This window comes from Pseudomonas sp. PGPPP1 (assembly GCF_002255865.1).
GTDB lineage: Bacteria > Pseudomonadota > Gammaproteobacteria > Pseudomonadales > Pseudomonadaceae > Aquipseudomonas > Aquipseudomonas cremoris.
This window is the reverse complement of the sequence record NZ_NKIG01000016.1, coordinates 146,124-161,560: the sequence shown is the minus strand read 5'-3', so window position 1 is coordinate 161,560 and position 15,437 is coordinate 146,124. Positions and strand designations below refer to the sequence as shown.

Below are 15,437 nucleotides of genomic sequence, written 5' to 3'. Positions count from 1 at the left end.
GTCCCTATCTGCCGTGGACGTTTGAGATTTGAGAGGGGCTGCTCCTAGTACGAGAGGACCGGAGTGGACGAACCTCTGGTGTTCCGGTTGTCACGCCAGTGGCATTGCCGGGTAGCTATGTTCGGAATAGATAACCGCTGAAAGCATCTAAGCGGGAAACTAGCCTCAAGATGAGATCTCACTGGAACCTTGAGTTCCCTGAAGGGCCGTCGAAGACTACGACGTTGATAGGTTGGGTGTGTAAGCGCTGTGAGGCGTTGAGCTAACCAATACTAATTGCCCGTGAGGCTTGACCATATAACACCCAAGCAATTTGCTGACCTGAAAAGGCACCAGATTGCGGTGTGTGAAGACGAAATGAACCGAAAGTTCGACGTTCACAAAACACCGAAAGCTGTCACATACCCAATTTGCTGAAGCGAGACCAACAGGTCACGACTCAGTACCCGAATTTCTTGACGACCATAGAGCATTGGAACCACCTGATCCCATCCCGAACTCAGCAGTGAAACGATGCATCGCCGATGGTAGTGTGGGGTTTCCCCATGTGAGAGTAGGTCATCGTCAAGATTAAATTCCAGAACCCCTGATTGCTAACGCAATCAGGGGTTTTGTTTTGGGCGATCGAAAAGCAGACCCCGCAACACCGCAGCTCATTCCATGTAGTGAGCGGGGCTTGCCCCGCGCTGGGTGGCGAAGCCGCGCCAACACCCGACACCGCGGCATCCCTAACGCGCCGAGTCAGATCGAGCTGAATGGTTTGGCTATTAGGCGCAGAGGAGGAGTCTTGTTGCTCCAGGCCTGCCGACATAGGGTTAGGAGAGCTTTTCTAGCGCAGTGAGCCGCTATCGCTTGGCGTATAGAGCATATAGCGCCTCGCAGCCCGCCTCCGCGCCTTCAGTCTCAGGAGCTCTCCAGCGGGTGCTGGAGGCCCGTAAACATGCGATGAATGGTCGTGAGCAGATTGCGCCAGATGGGCCTATCAGCAAGCCGTCGACCGCGAACACGGGACCTTTGGCCTGGAAGCCTTCCTGGAGCCGAAACCGGTCCTCTCCTGACCAAACAGCATGCCGTTGGGGAAATCGATGCAAAGTGTTTCTGCATTTTTGGTATGGTGCAGCACATTTTCACAGGGAATGATCTTTTATCCGCAGGACGCGGCGTCGACCTTCTTCAACGAGATGCTGTAGAAATGCCAGAACCGATACCGATCAAGGACCACGAAAAAGAAAACCGCCTGGTCAACAAGCGCCTGCTCGCCTGCGCCCTGTTGGTAATTGGCATCACATGCGCCCTGGTAGGGCGTATGTACTTCTTGCAAGTCGTACAGTTTGATTACCACTCCACGATTTCCGAAAACAACCGCGTCCACGTACTGCCGATCACGCCGACACGTGGCCTGATCTACGACCGCAACGGCGTGGTGCTGGCTGACAACCGTCCTAGCTACAACTTGACCATTACCCGCGAGCGCACCACCGATCTCAAGGGCGAACTGGACGCCATCGTCAATCTGCTGCATTTGCCCGCTGAAGACCGCGCTGTCTTCGACAAGGCTCTGAAGCAGGCACGTCATCCCTTTGTCCCGGTGACACTGTTTTACGAATTGACCGAAGAACAAATCGCGGTACTGGCGGTTAACGAGTTCCGCTTGCCTGGCGTCGACGTTGAGCCGCAATTCGTCCGGCATTACCCGTTAGGTGCGCACTTTGCCCATTCCATCGGCTACGTAGGACGAATCAACGAGAAAGAGTCCAAGGCTCTCGACTCGGTCGAATACCGTGGCACGCAGTCCATCGGCAAGACGGGTATCGAACGTTTCTACGAGTCCGAGTTGCACGGCCATGTCGGCTATGAAGAGGTCGAGACCAACGCCCAGGGCCGTGTATTGCGCGTGCTTAAGCACACCGACCCGATCCCCGGCAAAAACATCGTGCTCAGCCTCGACGTTCATCTGCAGGAAGCGGCGGAAGAAGCCCTGGGCGACCGCCGTGGCTCGGTGGTGGCCCTCGATCCGCAGACCGGTGAAGTGTTGGCCATGGTCAGTAAGCCGAGCTTCGACCCGAACCTGTTCGTTACCGGCATCAGCTTCAAGGAATATGCCGCACTGCACGATTCTATCGACCGGCCACTGTTCAACCGTGTTCTGCGAGGGCTCTACGCACCAGGTTCGACCATCAAGCCGGAAGTGGCGATCGCTGGCCTCGACAGCGGCGTCGTCACCGCCCAAACCCGTGTGTTCGACCCCGGTTACTACCAGTTGCCCGACTTTGACCACAAGTACCGCAACTGGAACCACAGCGGTGACGGCTGGGTAGACATGGATGCGGCCATCATGCGGTCCAACGACACCTACTTCTATGACCTGGCCCACAAGCTGGGCATCGACCGCCTGCACGACTACCTGGCCGAGTTCGGCCTTGGCCAGAAAGTCTCGCTGGATATGTTCGAAGAGTCCGCAGGCTTGATGCCGTCCCAGGCTTGGAAGCGCGCTACCCGCCGTCAGCCCTGGTTCCCGGGCGAAACCGTGATCCTCGGTATCGGCCAGGGCTACATGCAAGTCACGCCGCTGCAACTGGCCCAGGCCACTGCGCTGATCGCCAACAAAGGCGTGTGGAACCGACCGCACTTGGCCAAGACCATCAATGGCGTGCCACCGGTGGACGAAAACCCGATGCCCAACGTCGTCCTCAAAGACCCGCGTGACTGGGAGCAGGTCAACCATGGCATGCAACTGGTGATGCACGATCCACGCGGCATCGCCCGCGCCGCCGCGCAGGGCGCGCAATACCGCATCGCCGGCAAGAGTGGTACCGCGCAGGTGGTGGCGATCAAGCAGGGCGAGCGTTACGACCGTAACAAGACTCTGGAGCGCCATCGCGACAACGCTTTGTTCGTCGGCTTCGCACCCGCCGAGCACCCGAAAATCGTGATCTCGGTGATGATCGAAAACGGCGAGGCGGGTGGCCGTGTCGCGGGCCCTGTGGTGCGGCAGATCATGGACGCCTGGTTGCTTGACCAGGAAGGCCACCTTAAGCCGCAATATGCGACGCCAGCCAAAGCACCCGGGGATCCGAAGGTTTAAGTCACACTTTCCACTCGTCCCATTGCTCTACGTCTGCGTAGGCAAGCCAGGGCACATCGTGGGCGGTCCAGATGTGCGAAGTGGGTCTGACGCCTGGATCATCATCCAGCGTCGCCACTCGCACGATCACATGAGGTTGATGCCCACGTTCGGCCATCAGATGAGAGCCACAGCGCGAGCAGAAATGCCTGAATTTGCCCGGCGACGATTCATACGACGATAACAGCGCCTCGCCTTGAGTCCAGCGAAAGTGCTCACGCATCACGCCCGCCGTCGAGACGAACGCCGCAGCGTGAACCTTGCGGCAGCTTTGGCAATGGCAGTGGCTGATGGGCATATCCAGGCTATCCAGCTCGTACCGCACAGCCTTGCAAAAACAACTTCCATGGAGCTGTTGAGTCATGGTGCGTCACCTCGGGGGGAGGGGGACAATCTACCTTCCGCCGCCACGCTGTGCATCAGAGTGATACAAATCATTGCCCTTATCCCCGCATTACTCTAAATTGCGAAGCGTTCTCATTCACGCGCAATATTATTATGCCTCTGTCTGGTGTACCCCGTTCCCCCCACGAACCTGTTGGCCAACTCTACGGTGACCACCACCGCTGGTTGGTCAGCTGGCTGCGTGGGCGGTTGGGTTGCTCCCATCAGGCTGCAGACTTGGCCCAAGATACCTTTATCCGTTTGTTGTTGGCTGAGCGCACTCAGCCTCAGGTCGCCGAGTTAAAAGAGCCCCGGCACTTTCTGGTGACGATTGCCAAGCGCGTGATGATCGACAGCTTTCGTCGCAAAGCCCTTGAGCAGGCTTACCTCCAGGCCTTGGCCGAACAGCCGCAGGCCTATGCCATTTCGCCGGAAGAGCGGTTGTTGATCATCGAAACCCTGCAGCGTCTCGACGCGATGCTCGATGGCCTTGGGCAAAAGGCCAAACGCGCTTTCTTGCTCTCACAGCTGCAGGGTATGCCCTACAAGGACATTGCCGAACAGCTACAGGTATCGGTGAGTTCGGTGACCAAATATATCGCCAAGGCTACCGAGCACTGCCTGATCTTCTCGCTGGAGCTTTGACGGTGGCTCACGACTCACAACACCAGGCCCTCAGCGCCGCAGCCCACTGGGTCGCGCGTTTGGCCGCCGAGCCCGGTGACCCGGCACTGCACGCGGCTTGGCTCGTCTGGCGAGATGAAACCCCGCTGAACCAGTGGGCGTGGCAGCGCGTGGAACACCTTCGGCATCAGCTCCAATGCTTGCCCGGTGCATTGACCGTCAATGTGATGGACGCTGCCGCCGACCAATCCCGCCGGTTTGGGCGCCGTGCGTTGCTCAAGGGCGTGGTGATCGGTGCCGGAGTGAGTGCCATCGGTTGGTCTGGATATCGACAGGCTCCGCAGTGGATGGCTGACCAACGCACCACCACGGGTGAGCGTCACAGCCTGCAGCTGGACGATGGCACCCGGCTGTCCCTCAACACCGCCAGCGCCGTGGATATCCGCTACAACGCCGAGCAACGGCTGGTGATCTTGCGGGCCGGAGAAATCCTGGTGGACACCGCCCCCGACCCTCGGCCCTTTCTGGTGCGCAGTGCCCATGGGGAAATGCGCGCGTTGGGCACCCGTTTTGACGTGCGCCAGTTCGAAGACTTCACCGCCATGAGCGTACTGCAACACGCTGTGGCGGTGCGCCTGGGCCGTGAGCCCGCGGAGACGGTGGTGACTGCCGGGCAGACGGTCACGTTCGACGCCCAGCGCATGCTCTCCTTTGGGGCTAACGAACCCGGTGAAGGCGCATGGGCACAGGGGCGGTTGGTTGTCGACAATTGGCGACTGGATCGTTTAGTGGCGGAATTGGCCCGCTATCGCCCGGGATACTTGGGGTGCGCCACTGAAATCGGCCACCTGCCGGTTTCGGGTGCCTATTCCCTGGACGATATCGACCTGACGCTCAACGCCCTGACCCACGCGCTGCCGATACGTCTCACTGCCCACACCCGCTATTGGACGACATTGGGTCCTCGCGCCTGAAACTGAAAATAATTCTCAACCGCCATTGTCGATTTGCTACACCTCGTTCGACTCCTCCTGCAAACCCCCTTCATTCGTTTCGAACCACCAGGAGTCAACATGCGCGCAGGGCAAACCTCAGTCGCCAATCAACCACTTCGCTTGTTTCGCAAAAAGCCCTTGCAGGTCGCGTTGTTTGGCGTATCGCTGATGTTGCAAACCGGGCTGCTGGCCCCCATGTTCGCCACGGGCTCCAGTGCTATGGCAGCCAGCCAGCAACAGGCGTTCGCCATTGCTCCCGGCCCACTGGGTTCGGTATTGAGTCGCTTTGCCAGCGATGCCGGCGTGGTGTTGTCCTTCGATTCCGGCCTGACTGCCGGCAAGCAAAGTGCTGGCCTGCAGGGCACTTACAGCGTTGAACAAGGTTTTGCCCGGCTGCTGGCCGGCAGCAATTTGGCCGTAGCTGCCAACAGCGACGGCAGCTACCGCCTGGGGCTCCAAGCCAGCAGCGGTGCCTTAACCCTTGGGGCTACCAGCATCAATGCCGAAGGGCTGGGTTTGACCACCGAAAACAGTGGTTCCTACACCACTGGCGCGGCCAGTACTGCGACCAAACTGCCGCTGTCACTGCGCGAAACGCCGCAGTCGGTGAGTGTGATCACCCGTCAATTGATGGATGACCAGCACCTGTCCACCCTCAGTGAGGTATTGACGTTCACCCCAGGCATCAGCAGCAACCACCGTGACAGCGAGCGTTATTCCTTTTATTCCCGTGGTTTCGAGATCCAGAACTTCCAATACGACGGCATTCCGTCCCAGATCGCCAACGAATCCCAGCAGTACATCGGGCCGCTTTCCGACATGGCGATCTACGACCGTGTCGAAGTCGTGCGGGGTGCCACCGGCTTGATGAGCGGTGCAGGCACGCCGTCCGCCGTTATCAACCTGGTGCGCAAGCGCCCGACCAAAGACTTCCAGGCCCATATTTCGGGAGAGGCCGGCGCCTGGGACCGCTATCGCTCCGAAGTCGACGTGTCCGGCCCATTGACCGAGACCGGCAACGTGCGCGGACGCTTCGTCGCGGCGTATCAGAAGCAGAACTCCTTCGTGGAGTGGTACAAGCAAGAAAAACGCGTGATGTACGGCGCGCTCGATATCGACTTGAATGACACCACCACCCTGCGCACCAGCCTGGATTACCAGAACAACGATGCCAATGGCACCAGCTACGGGCATATTCCGTTGTTCTACAGCAATGGCCGCCAGACTAATTTCCCCCGCTCATTCAACCCGGCTACACGCTCCAGTTACATGGACAACACCACCTATACCTTCACCACGATGTTGGACCATAAACTGGACAACGACTGGAGTTTGAAGACCGCCTACAGCCATCAGTATTCCTACCGCAAAGGGCAGGGGGCGTCCGCCAGTGGCGGCTACCCGGACCCGATCACTGGCCAGGGCGCAGGCGCATTCATCTATCGTTTAGACAGCTACCAGACCCAGGACATGCTCGACGTGTATGCCAGCGGGCCGTTCCAGTTGGGTGGGCGTGAGCACGAACTGGTGGTGGGCGCGAGCACGTCGCATACCCACCTGAACTTTCCAAACTACAGCAGCACCTCTGCCGATCAAGACGGTGATTATGGTGACGTGGACAACATCTTCAGTTGGGATGGCCGGCAATTTGGGCGCCGTTCCTACAATGAGGTTGGCGGCGCGGTGACCACCCTGCAACAGACTGGCGTGTACGGCGCACTGCGTTTGAAACCGATGGACCCGCTGACGCTGATTCTCGGTACCCGCGTCAGTTGGTGGAAGCAGCTTGATGAGGTGACGGATTACGCCCCTTACTCGCAAACCACCGACAAAACCAAGAAAAGCGGCGTGGTCACGCCCTACGCGGGCATTATCTATGACCTGAACGACACTTACTCGGTCTACGCCAGCTACACAAACATCTTCCTGCCGCAGACGTTCTATAAAACCGCCAGCGGTGGTTCGCTCGCACCGTTGGAAGGGGATAACTACGAGATCGGCCTCAAGGGTGAATTCTTCGACGGTGCGCTGAACGCGAGCATCGCGCTGTTTGACATCGAACAGAAGAACACTGCTGCCGACTCGGGCAACGATGCCACTGGCAAGACGGTGTACAAAGCCATCGCCGGCACCACCACGCGCGGTGTCGAAACCGAAATCTCCGGTGAGGTGGCTGCCGGTTGGAACGTGTTCGGCGGCTACACCTACCGCGAATCCCACGCCAAGGACGGTGAGCGCGTACAGGTCAACCAGCCGATCAACCTGTTCAAGCTCGGCACCACGTACCGACTGCCAGGCGCCCTGAACCGCTTGACCGTGGGTGGCAATGTCACCTGGCAAAGCGAGATGTACGCCACCTCGCAGATCAACTACACCGGGCCGTACTACAAGGCCGTACAGGATCCCTTCGCGGTGGTGGGCCTGTTGGCCAACTACCAGGTGGATGAGCACCTGTCCGTCGGGCTGAACGTCAACAACCTGTTCGACAAGAAATACTACGACGGCATGGGCACGTTCAACTCGGGCTCCTACGGCGAGCCACGCAACGCGATGGTCAATGCCAAGTGGAAGTTCTGATGCCGTAGCAACGCCAATGCGTAACCCAAAGGTTGCGCATTGTTCGATGTCGCCTACTGTCAATGGAGGAGGTGACTTATGCACGTATTGGATCGCATAGAACGAAAAGTCCTGCTCAACGCTTCACGTAAACAAGTCTGGGAAGCACTGACCGACGCCGAGCAATTCGGCAACTGGTTCGGCGTCGCCCTTCAGGGCAAAACCTTCACGGCAGGGGAAACCCTCGAAGCACCGATCACTTATCCGGGTTACGAACATGTGATCTGGAAGGCCAGGATCGAACGCATCCTGCCGCAAACACTGTTCTCGTTCTGGTGGCATCCGTTTGCGGTGGAGAAGGGTGTCGACTACGACCAGGAAACCCCCACCCTGGTCGAGTTCACCATCGAGGACCGTGCCCCCGGCATTCTGCTGCGGGTGGTCGAGTCCGGCTTTGACGCAGTGCCCGAAGCGCGGCGGCAGAAAGCCTTCAAGATGAATTCCCGTGGCTGGGACGAGCAAATGGGCAACATCGAAACCTACCTGAGCAGGGGCTGACCGATACGGGCATCATCGCTGATGCCCGTCTTCATTGTGCTCAGCCTTCATGCGCCGTGGTGATTTCCAGGGTGTCGGTAAAGGTTACCAGCACACTCTGGCCGACCTTGAGGTCTTTGAGGCCGGCACGAATTTCCGGTTTCTCAACGTTCAACACTTTTGTTGCTCCGGCAGGGTTCTCCAGAGTGACCTGGTTTTTCTTCAGGTCAATATGGGTGATCTTCAGCTGCACCTGAACCTGGCGGAAAGCCGCGCCGCCGGGGTTGGGGTTGTCGGCAGTGGCGCGCACCACGCCGGTTTTTTCACTGGCGTCCGGGGCGCTCTTGTCCACGTCGGTGTCCAGCACGGCCGCGACCGAATGGGTGGTCAGCACCTTGACCTGGTCCCCGACCTTGAGGTTGCCCAGGTCTTTCGCGGCATCGGTGAGTTGCACATGCACCTCACGCCCTTCGGCGCCCGCGAGAACCACTTGTTGCTTAGCCGCATCCACCGCCAGCACTTTGGTGGTGACTTCATCGGCTTCCAGGGATTTGGACAAGGGGATATCCGCTGCGTGGGCGACGAGGGTGCCGGCAGACAGCAAGGTAGCCAGGGCAACGGCCTGGCGCAGGGAGCGGGATAGCTTCATTAAAAGGACTTCTATGTAAGAGGAGCCCTGAGTCTAGTGGAGGGTCGCAGAACCACAACTGCACAAACGACGCAGGTGTTTTAGCGATTGCAAAGCGCCATGGCTCACGTAGATAATGAGATGAATTATCATTAACGTCTGGCCTCTGCGTGTCCACACCTACTGATCCCAAGGCCTTGCTGGCCGCGCTCTATGACGACAACCATCGCTGGCTGCGAGCGTGGCTGTACCGTCAGTTGAAGTGCCCCCAAGATGCGGCAGACCTGACCCAGGACACCTTCATCCGCGTGCTCGATGCGCGCCAGCTCACCCAGCTTGAAGAGCCCCGGGCGTTTCTCAGTACGGTGGCGCGGCGCTTGCTGTTCAGCTTCTGGCGACGCAAGCGCCTGGAGCAACGTTATCTCGACAGCCTGGCGTTGCTGCCGGAGCGCTACAGCCCATCGGAAGAAGACCTGGCGCTGGTCCGCGAAGCCCTGGAAAGCATCGACCGCCTGCTCGATGGCTTGCCCGCACGTGTGCGCCAGATCTTTATTCTCAGTCGCCTCGAAGGACTGTCCCAACCGATGATCGCCCAGCAATTGAACGTCTCCCTCGCCACCGTCGAGCGTGACCTGCGCCGGGCGTTCCTGCATTGCCTGGCCGAATCGGCGGACCTGGCATGACGCAACCCAAGGTTGACGCCACCACCCGCGACGCCGTCGATTGGCTGCTGCGCCTGGAAGCCGCCGGCGAAGACTCAACCCTGCATCAAGCCTTCGATGCCTGGTTGCGCGCCAGCCCCCAGCACGCCGCGGCCTGGCAGCGCGTGGGCAGCCTGTTGCAACAACCGATTGCCGACCTGCACCGCGTCGAAGCCCATAGCCCTGGCCAGCTGCGCGCAGCCTCCAACGCGTTGATGACGCCCGATTCTGCATCGCGCCGCAACGTGCTGCGCGGTGGAATAGCCTTGATGCTCTTCGGCGTCAGCGGTGCCGCCGTGTTTGACCGCGTCCAGCCACTTGGCGGCGTGTGGGCCGACCGGCATACCGCTACCGGCGAGCGTCAGACCTTCGAACTGTCCGATGGCACTCGCGTGAGCCTCAACGCCCGTAGCTCGGTGGATATCCGCTTCAACGACCAACGCCGTGTCGTGCACCTGCGTGAAGGCCAGGTGTTTGTCGACGTAGCGACCGACACGCGCCGGCCCTTTGTGATCTCCACTGCCCAAGGCGAGGTGCAGGCACTGGGCACGCAGTTTATGGTCAGCCAGGAATCGGCCGGCAGCCTCACTTCGGTGCAGTTGCACAGCGTGCAAGTCACCACGTTGGGCGGCAGCCAACGGCGTGTGGAGGCGGGGCAGGCGGCGTGGTTCAGCGAAAGCGCGGTGCGCCCGGTGCCACTCTCGATGAGCGGACGGGTGGACTGGCGCGACGGTCGCATCGACATCCGCGACGAACCCCTTGGCCTGCTGATAGACGCACTGCGCCCGTATCGCCGTGGTGTGCTGCGCGTCAGCCCGCAGGCGGCGGCGTTGCACGTTTATGGCGTGTACCCGCTCGACGATGCCGAGCGCACCCTGCAATCGCTGGCACAAACATTCCCGCTGCGTATTCAGCACTACGGGCCTCTGTTGACGCTGATCGACGTGCGCTAGGCAATTATCTTCAACCACGGTGAGGGGATCGCTCGTCTCGCGAGTCAGGGTTAGAGAACGCCCACCTGACAACGAGTATCCACCCCTTATGGCACCCTTGATGATCCGTCCTTGCCTGCTGACGCTGGCCATGACCTTGGCCGTTATCGGCCAACCCGCAGCGGCCCGGGACACCACCCAATACTTCGACCTGCCGGCGGCTTCCCTCGGCGAGACCTTGAGCCGCCTGTCCCGCGAAAGCGGGCGCACGTTGTCGGTTACGCCGGCCTTGCTGCAAGGGCGCCGCGCGGCTGCCGTACACGGCCAACTGACACCCGAGCAGGCCGTGCAACAGGCGCTGGTGGGCAGTGGGTTGGGGTTGATCGTCACCGAGAACGGCACCTGGAGCCTGTACCCGCTGCCCGAAGGCAGCACACTGAACCTGAGCCCCACCAACATCACCGGGCAACTCAGCGAAAACGCCTGGGGCCCGGTGGACGGTTATGTCGCCACACGCAGCGGCACGGCCACCAAGACCGACACTCCGATCCTGGAAATTGCGCAGACGGTTAACGTGGTCACTGCCGACCAGATCGCCGTCCAAGGCGCGCGCAACCTCACCCAAGCGTTGCGTTACACGCCCGGTGTCGACACCAACGGCTATACCGACCGCAATACCATCGCTGATGAAGTCGCCAGCCGCGGTTTTGCCCCAACCCTCTTGTACCTCGATGGCGCCTACCTGCCATACGCCGGCAGCCTCGGCGGCGCGCCGCAGATCGACCCCTACACCCTGGAGCGCATCGAAGTGCTCAAAGGCCCGGCCTCTGTGCTGTATGGGCAAAACCAGCCGGGCGGCATGATCAATATGGTCTCCAAGCGCCCGACCACCGAAGCCCGGCACCAAGTCAAATTCGGCATTGGCAGCTATGACCGGGTTAACGGCGCACTGGACTTCAGCGGCCCTATCGATGAGGCCAAAGCCCTCAGCTATCGCCTGATCGCCCTGGCGCGCAACGGCAACGAAATGGTCGACCACGCCACCGACAGCCGCAGGTTGCTTGCCCCCAGCCTGACCTGGGCACCGAATGATGACACCGCGTTGACCGTCTACGCCCAACTGCAACGCGACAAGTCCCTGGCCGACTACCAGGCGCTGCCCGCCATTGGCACGCTGTACCGCAACTCTCAGGGCAAGCACATCGACCGCGATATCTTCCTCGGCGACTCGGACTGGAATAACTACATCCGTGATCAATACGTGCTGGGCTATGACTTTTCGCATGCGCTCAACGACAACCTCGAATACCGCCAGACCGCGCGCTACACCGACGTCAATGATCGCTACAAAGGCTTCTACCTGAACAGTTTCGTCACCCGCGCCGACGGCAGCACCGACGACACCCGCGCCACCCGCACCAAACTCGACTGGAACCAGCACAACTCGGCGTACACCATCGATAACAACCTGCAGTTCAAGTTCGCCACCGGCGCCCTGGACCACACGTTGCTGACCGGCGTCGATTACCGCCAGTTCACCCGCAAGTACCAGGGCTACAACCTGTATGGCTCGGAGATAATCGACCTGTACAACCCCACCAACTACCACACCCTCGGCCAGCCCACCCTGACCACCAAGTGGGACAACACCATCAAGCAGACCGGCTTGTACGCCCAGGACCAGATCAAGCTGGACCGCTTCATCCTCACCGTCGGCCTGCGTGAAGACTGGGCCGAAGTGGAAAACCGCGACCTGTTGGCCAACAGCACGGTCAGCCAGAAAGACAAGAAGCTCACCCGGCGCATTGGCCTGACGTACCTCACCGATTTTGGCCTGGCCCCCTACGTCAGCTACGCCGAATCGTTCTTCCCGAGCATTGGCAGCCAGGCCCCACAGCGTGGCGCTTCGGCATTCAAACCGGTGGAAGGCGAGCAATACGAGGCCGGGGTGAAATACCAGCCCAATGACCGTTCGTTGCTGACCTTGTCGGTGTATCAGATCAAGCAAAAGAACGTGCTGACCGGCGACATCGAATACCCGGAATATCAATTGCAGGAAGGCGAGGTGCGCTCGCGCGGCGTCGAGTTCGAGGGCAAGACGCGGATCGGTCAGTTCGAGGTGATCGGCGCGGTGGCCTATATGGACTCGTTCTATACCAAGAGCACTTATGGCGATGAGGGTAACCGCAATGAATCACAGGCTCCCTGGACCGCAAGCAGCTGGGTCGACTACCACTTTGCCAGTGACGCCCTGGCCGGCCTGACGGTTGGCGGTGGTGCGCGCTACACCGGCAAGAAGTACGGCAACTCGGCCAACACCTTCAAGACGCCATCGTTCGTGGTGTATGACGCCACGGTCAGCTACGACCTGGGCCGTGTCAGCCCCTCGCTCAAGGGCGCCGAAGCCAGCCTGAACGTGCAGAACCTGTTTGATCGCGAGTACGTGTCGGCGTGCAACTACGCTTTCGGTTGCTACTACGGGCAGGAACGCACGGCGTCCTTGCAAGTGTCCTACGACTGGTAACCCGCAGCGGGTGGCAGCCATCGCCGCCACCCGCCGTTGATCAGAAGTCCACCGTCGCCGACAGCTTGGCCACACGTGGATCGCCCTGGGTCAAATAGCCACCCAGTGCCGATTCCCAGTACTTGGTGTTGGCGACGTTCTCCACGGTAGCGCCCAGGGTGACGTCACGTTGTTCCACTTTGAAGGTGTAGCGTGCACCCACGTCGAAGCGGTTCCAGGTCGGCAGGCTCAGGTTGTTGGCCGCGTCCGCGTACTGGCCACCGGTGCGCAGCATGCGTCCGTTGACGCTGACGCCTTGCAGGCCTGGCACATCCCAATCCACCCCGGCGTTAAGCTGGAATGTCGGCACGCCAATGGCGCGGTTGCCGTCGTTGGCGCCGCCGGCGGTGCCGCTGACTTCAGTATGAATAACCGTCGCGCCGCCCAGCAGGCGCAGGCCTGGCAACGGTTCACCGAAGACGTTGAGCTCTACACCCTTGTTGACCTGGTTACCCTGGAATACATAGGTCGTGCTGTTGTCCGCATTCAACTGGGAATAACCCTGGGTCGGTTGCTCAATGCGATACACCCCAAGCGTTGCGCCGTAGCTGCCCATATCAACCTTGATGCCTGCCTCGGTCTGTTTCGAGCGGGCAGGGGCGTAGGTCTGGCCGTGGTTGGTCAATTGGCTGCCATTGGCTGCCGTCTCTGGCGCCGTCGGCCCCGAAGCCAGGCCCTCGATGCGGTTGGCGTAGAACGACACGTGGTCCCACGGCTTGAACACCAGGCCGTATACCGGCGTGGTGATCGACTTGTCGTAGTTGGCGTTACGTTCCCCGGTGCCATAGGCGTAACCCTGCACCACCAGTTCCTGGCGACGCAGGCCGGCGGTGAACAGCAAGCGGTCGTCCATGAAGCCGAAGGTGTCCGACACTGCTGCGCTGCGGGCGAAGGTCTTGGCGGTGATGCCCGGGTCATTCATGTCGCCGCCGGTGGAACTGCCTTTGACCGGTTCAGCGACATCCACCGGATTGTAGATGTTGCTCGCGTGCCCGGTGAAGTCGAAGTCATAGGCGTTGCGCGCCTGGGTCCAGATGCCGGTCAAGCCGAAGTTCAGCTTGTGGCTGACCGCGCCGGTCTGGAACTTGCCGTTGAGGCCGGCCATCAGGCTGGTGTTGTCTTCCTGGTGGGCGATACGCGAGCCGGTCACGGTGGCGTTGCCTGCGTTGTCATTCACAGTGGTCGACGAGTACCGGCCAATCTCGTTGGTGTGCTTGGCGCCGCCTGCAACATACGCAGTCCAGTTGTCATTGAGGTCGTACTCGCCCCGCAGCATGCCGAAGGTGTCTTCGAGGCTGGTGGTGGCCCATTTTGGGGCGTAGTTGGTGTCGGCCGAAGGGGCTTTGGGGATGCTGGTCAAACCGGGCCCCAGAAATACCGAATTACGCCCACCGTTGACCTGCTGCTTCTGATACACAAAGTCACCCGACACCCGCAGCGCATCGCCGCGATAATCCAGGCCCACCGAAAACAGCTTGGAGCGCTGGCTCTCGTCGTCCACGCCGGTGTCGCCTTCGCGCTGAGAAATATTCACCCGCGCGCCAAAGCGGTTGTCTTCGCCAAAGCGCTGGCCGATATCCAGGTGCTCGCCAATCCGGCCATCGTTGCTGATATCGGTGCTGAAACGGCGCAGCGGCACGTCATCGGCACGCTTGGGCTGCAGGTTCACGCCGCCGCCGATGCCTGAACCGCCTGGGGTCACGCCGTTGATAAAGGCGTTGGGGCCCTTGAACACCTCAACGCGTTCCAGGGCGTCGGTGGACATCAGTTGGCGCGGCAGGATGCCGTACAAACCATTCAGCGAAATATCGTCGCCATTCAGCGGCAGCCCGCGAATCACGAAGGCTTGCGACTGGTTGGCATAGCCCGAAGCCTGGCGCACGGAAGAGTCGTTGAGCAACACATCACCGACCGTTTCGGCCTGTTGATCGCGGATCAACTTCTCGGTGTAGGAGGACATGCTGAAGGGCACGTCCATGATGTCCTGGTTGCCCAGCACACCCAGTTGGCCACCGCGTGCCACCTGGCCGCCGGCATACGCAGGGGGCAGGGCGCTCGGCGCGGGGGCATCGGCGTTGATGTTGGTGGCACCCAATTCCAGTGTATTGCCGTCCTGACTGTTGTTCGCATCCTGCGGGGTGACTGGGGTTGCGGCCTGAGCGGCGAGGCTCAGGGAGCAGCAAAGGGCGAGCAGGGTCGGGCGAAACGGCACAGCGAATGGAATACGGGTGGGCATGGTCGATCCTGACGGCGAACCGTCAAAGTGAGGAATAGGGCAACAAACGTTGCGCGTCCTCGCTGCGCGGATACGACTCCGGCGCAAATGATAGTGATTCTGATTAATGTTTTGCAACAAAATTATGAGATTGCAGTCTGCGTGCCGCTTTTGCGCG

Annotated in this window: 11 protein-coding genes and 2 rRNA genes; 10 read left to right on the top strand and 3 right to left on the bottom strand. The window is 60.4% G+C overall.

Annotated features, from left to right (window positions below; all coding sequences use genetic code 11):
• The 3 genes from CFE47_RS18655 to mrdA form a co-directional block, all read left to right on the top strand.
• A 23S ribosomal RNA gene (locus tag CFE47_RS18655) occupies positions 1 to 297 on the top strand; the annotation flags it as partial.
• A gap of 157 nt (positions 298 to 454) precedes the next feature.
• Positions 455 to 570, top strand: a 5S ribosomal RNA gene (rrf, locus tag CFE47_RS18650).
• Between the two features lie 622 nt (positions 571 to 1,192).
• Entirely contained in the window at positions 1,193 to 3,085 is a 1,893-nt protein-coding gene (gene mrdA / locus CFE47_RS18645) for a penicillin-binding protein 2 (RefSeq protein WP_286839269.1), read from the top strand.
• A gap of 1 nt (position 3,086) precedes the next feature.
• On the opposite strand, the gene CFE47_RS18640 is transcribed toward mrdA, so the two are convergent.
• Positions 3,087 to 3,488: a GFA family protein gene (locus CFE47_RS18640; RefSeq protein WP_286839267.1), complete on the bottom strand. Its 402-nt coding sequence runs from the start codon at positions 3,486 to 3,488 to the stop codon at positions 3,087 to 3,089.
• 134 nt (positions 3,489 to 3,622) lie between these two features.
• Here CFE47_RS18640 and CFE47_RS18635 point away from each other — a divergent pair, with 134 nt between their 5' ends.
• From CFE47_RS18635 to CFE47_RS18620, 4 genes are all read left to right on the top strand, one after another.
• The gene (locus CFE47_RS18635; protein WP_286839266.1) at positions 3,623 to 4,153 is read left to right on the top strand and encodes a sigma-70 family RNA polymerase sigma factor; all 531 of its coding nucleotides are present in this window, start codon (positions 3,623 to 3,625) and stop codon (positions 4,151 to 4,153) included.
• A 2-nt stretch (positions 4,154 to 4,155) separates the two neighbouring features.
• Positions 4,156 to 5,106, top strand: a complete 951-nt coding sequence (locus tag CFE47_RS18630) for a FecR domain-containing protein (RefSeq protein WP_286839263.1) — start codon at positions 4,156 to 4,158, stop codon at positions 5,104 to 5,106.
• A 99-nt stretch (positions 5,107 to 5,205) separates the two neighbouring features.
• On the top strand, positions 5,206 to 7,704 hold the full coding sequence (locus tag CFE47_RS18625) for a TonB-dependent siderophore receptor (protein ID WP_286839262.1): 2,499 nt from the start codon (positions 5,206 to 5,208) through the stop codon (positions 7,702 to 7,704).
• A gap of 78 nt (positions 7,705 to 7,782) precedes the next feature.
• A complete protein-coding gene (locus tag CFE47_RS18620) occupies positions 7,783 to 8,241 on the top strand; it encodes an SRPBCC family protein (protein WP_286839260.1) in 459 nt (152 codons plus the stop codon).
• Between the two features lie 40 nt (positions 8,242 to 8,281).
• Here the strand turns inward: CFE47_RS18620 and CFE47_RS18615 are convergent, their stop codons facing one another.
• The gene (locus CFE47_RS18615; protein WP_286839258.1) at positions 8,282 to 8,869 is read right to left on the bottom strand and encodes a hypothetical protein; all 588 of its coding nucleotides are present in this window, start codon (positions 8,867 to 8,869) and stop codon (positions 8,282 to 8,284) included.
• A gap of 149 nt (positions 8,870 to 9,018) precedes the next feature.
• Between CFE47_RS18615 and CFE47_RS18610 the strand changes: the two genes are divergently transcribed.
• The 3 genes from CFE47_RS18610 to CFE47_RS18600 all read left to right on the top strand — a co-directional run bounded on the left by CFE47_RS18610 (position 9,019) and on the right by CFE47_RS18600 (position 13,005).
• Positions 9,019 to 9,531, top strand: coding sequence for a sigma-70 family RNA polymerase sigma factor (locus CFE47_RS18610; RefSeq protein WP_185710822.1), 513 nt, complete (start codon positions 9,019 to 9,021; stop codon positions 9,529 to 9,531).
• Positions 9,528 to 10,502: a FecR family protein gene (locus CFE47_RS18605; RefSeq protein WP_286839255.1), complete on the top strand. Its 975-nt coding sequence runs from the start codon at positions 9,528 to 9,530 to the stop codon at positions 10,500 to 10,502. The genes CFE47_RS18610 and CFE47_RS18605 overlap by 4 nt, the downstream gene beginning before the upstream one ends.
• A gap of 100 nt (positions 10,503 to 10,602) precedes the next feature.
• Entirely contained in the window at positions 10,603 to 13,005 is a 2,403-nt protein-coding gene (locus CFE47_RS18600; protein ID WP_286839254.1) for a TonB-dependent siderophore receptor, read from the top strand.
• Between the two features lie 40 nt (positions 13,006 to 13,045).
• Here the strand turns inward: CFE47_RS18600 and CFE47_RS18595 are convergent, their stop codons facing one another.
• Entirely contained in the window at positions 13,046 to 15,280 is a 2,235-nt protein-coding gene (locus CFE47_RS18595) for a TonB-dependent receptor (protein ID WP_286839252.1), read from the bottom strand.
• Positions 15,281 to 15,437: the final 157 nt, after the last annotated feature.

What these genes read in the sequence shown, in the direction of transcription:
- mrdA (WP_286839269.1), top strand. Translation starts at nt 1,193, where the DNA reads ATGCCAGAACCGATACCGATCAAGGACCACGAAAAAGAAAACCGCCTG.
- CFE47_RS18640 (WP_286839267.1), bottom strand. Translation starts at nt 3,488, where the DNA reads ATGACTCAACAGCTCCATGGAAGTTGTTTTTGCAAGGCTGTGCGGTAC.
- CFE47_RS18635 (WP_286839266.1), top strand. Translation starts at nt 3,623, where the DNA reads ATGCCTCTGTCTGGTGTACCCCGTTCCCCCCACGAACCTGTTGGCCAA.
- CFE47_RS18625 (WP_286839262.1), top strand. Translation starts at nt 5,206, where the DNA reads ATGCGCGCAGGGCAAACCTCAGTCGCCAATCAACCACTTCGCTTGTTT.
- CFE47_RS18620 (WP_286839260.1), top strand. Translation starts at nt 7,783, where the DNA reads ATGCACGTATTGGATCGCATAGAACGAAAAGTCCTGCTCAACGCTTCA.
- CFE47_RS18615 (WP_286839258.1), bottom strand. Translation starts at nt 8,869, where the DNA reads ATGAAGCTATCCCGCTCCCTGCGCCAGGCCGTTGCCCTGGCTACCTTG.
- CFE47_RS18605 (WP_286839255.1), top strand. Translation starts at nt 9,528, where the DNA reads ATGACGCAACCCAAGGTTGACGCCACCACCCGCGACGCCGTCGATTGG.
- CFE47_RS18600 (WP_286839254.1), top strand. Translation starts at nt 10,603, where the DNA reads ATGATCCGTCCTTGCCTGCTGACGCTGGCCATGACCTTGGCCGTTATC.
- CFE47_RS18595 (WP_286839252.1), bottom strand. Translation starts at nt 15,280, where the DNA reads ATGCCCACCCGTATTCCATTCGCTGTGCCGTTTCGCCCGACCCTGCTC.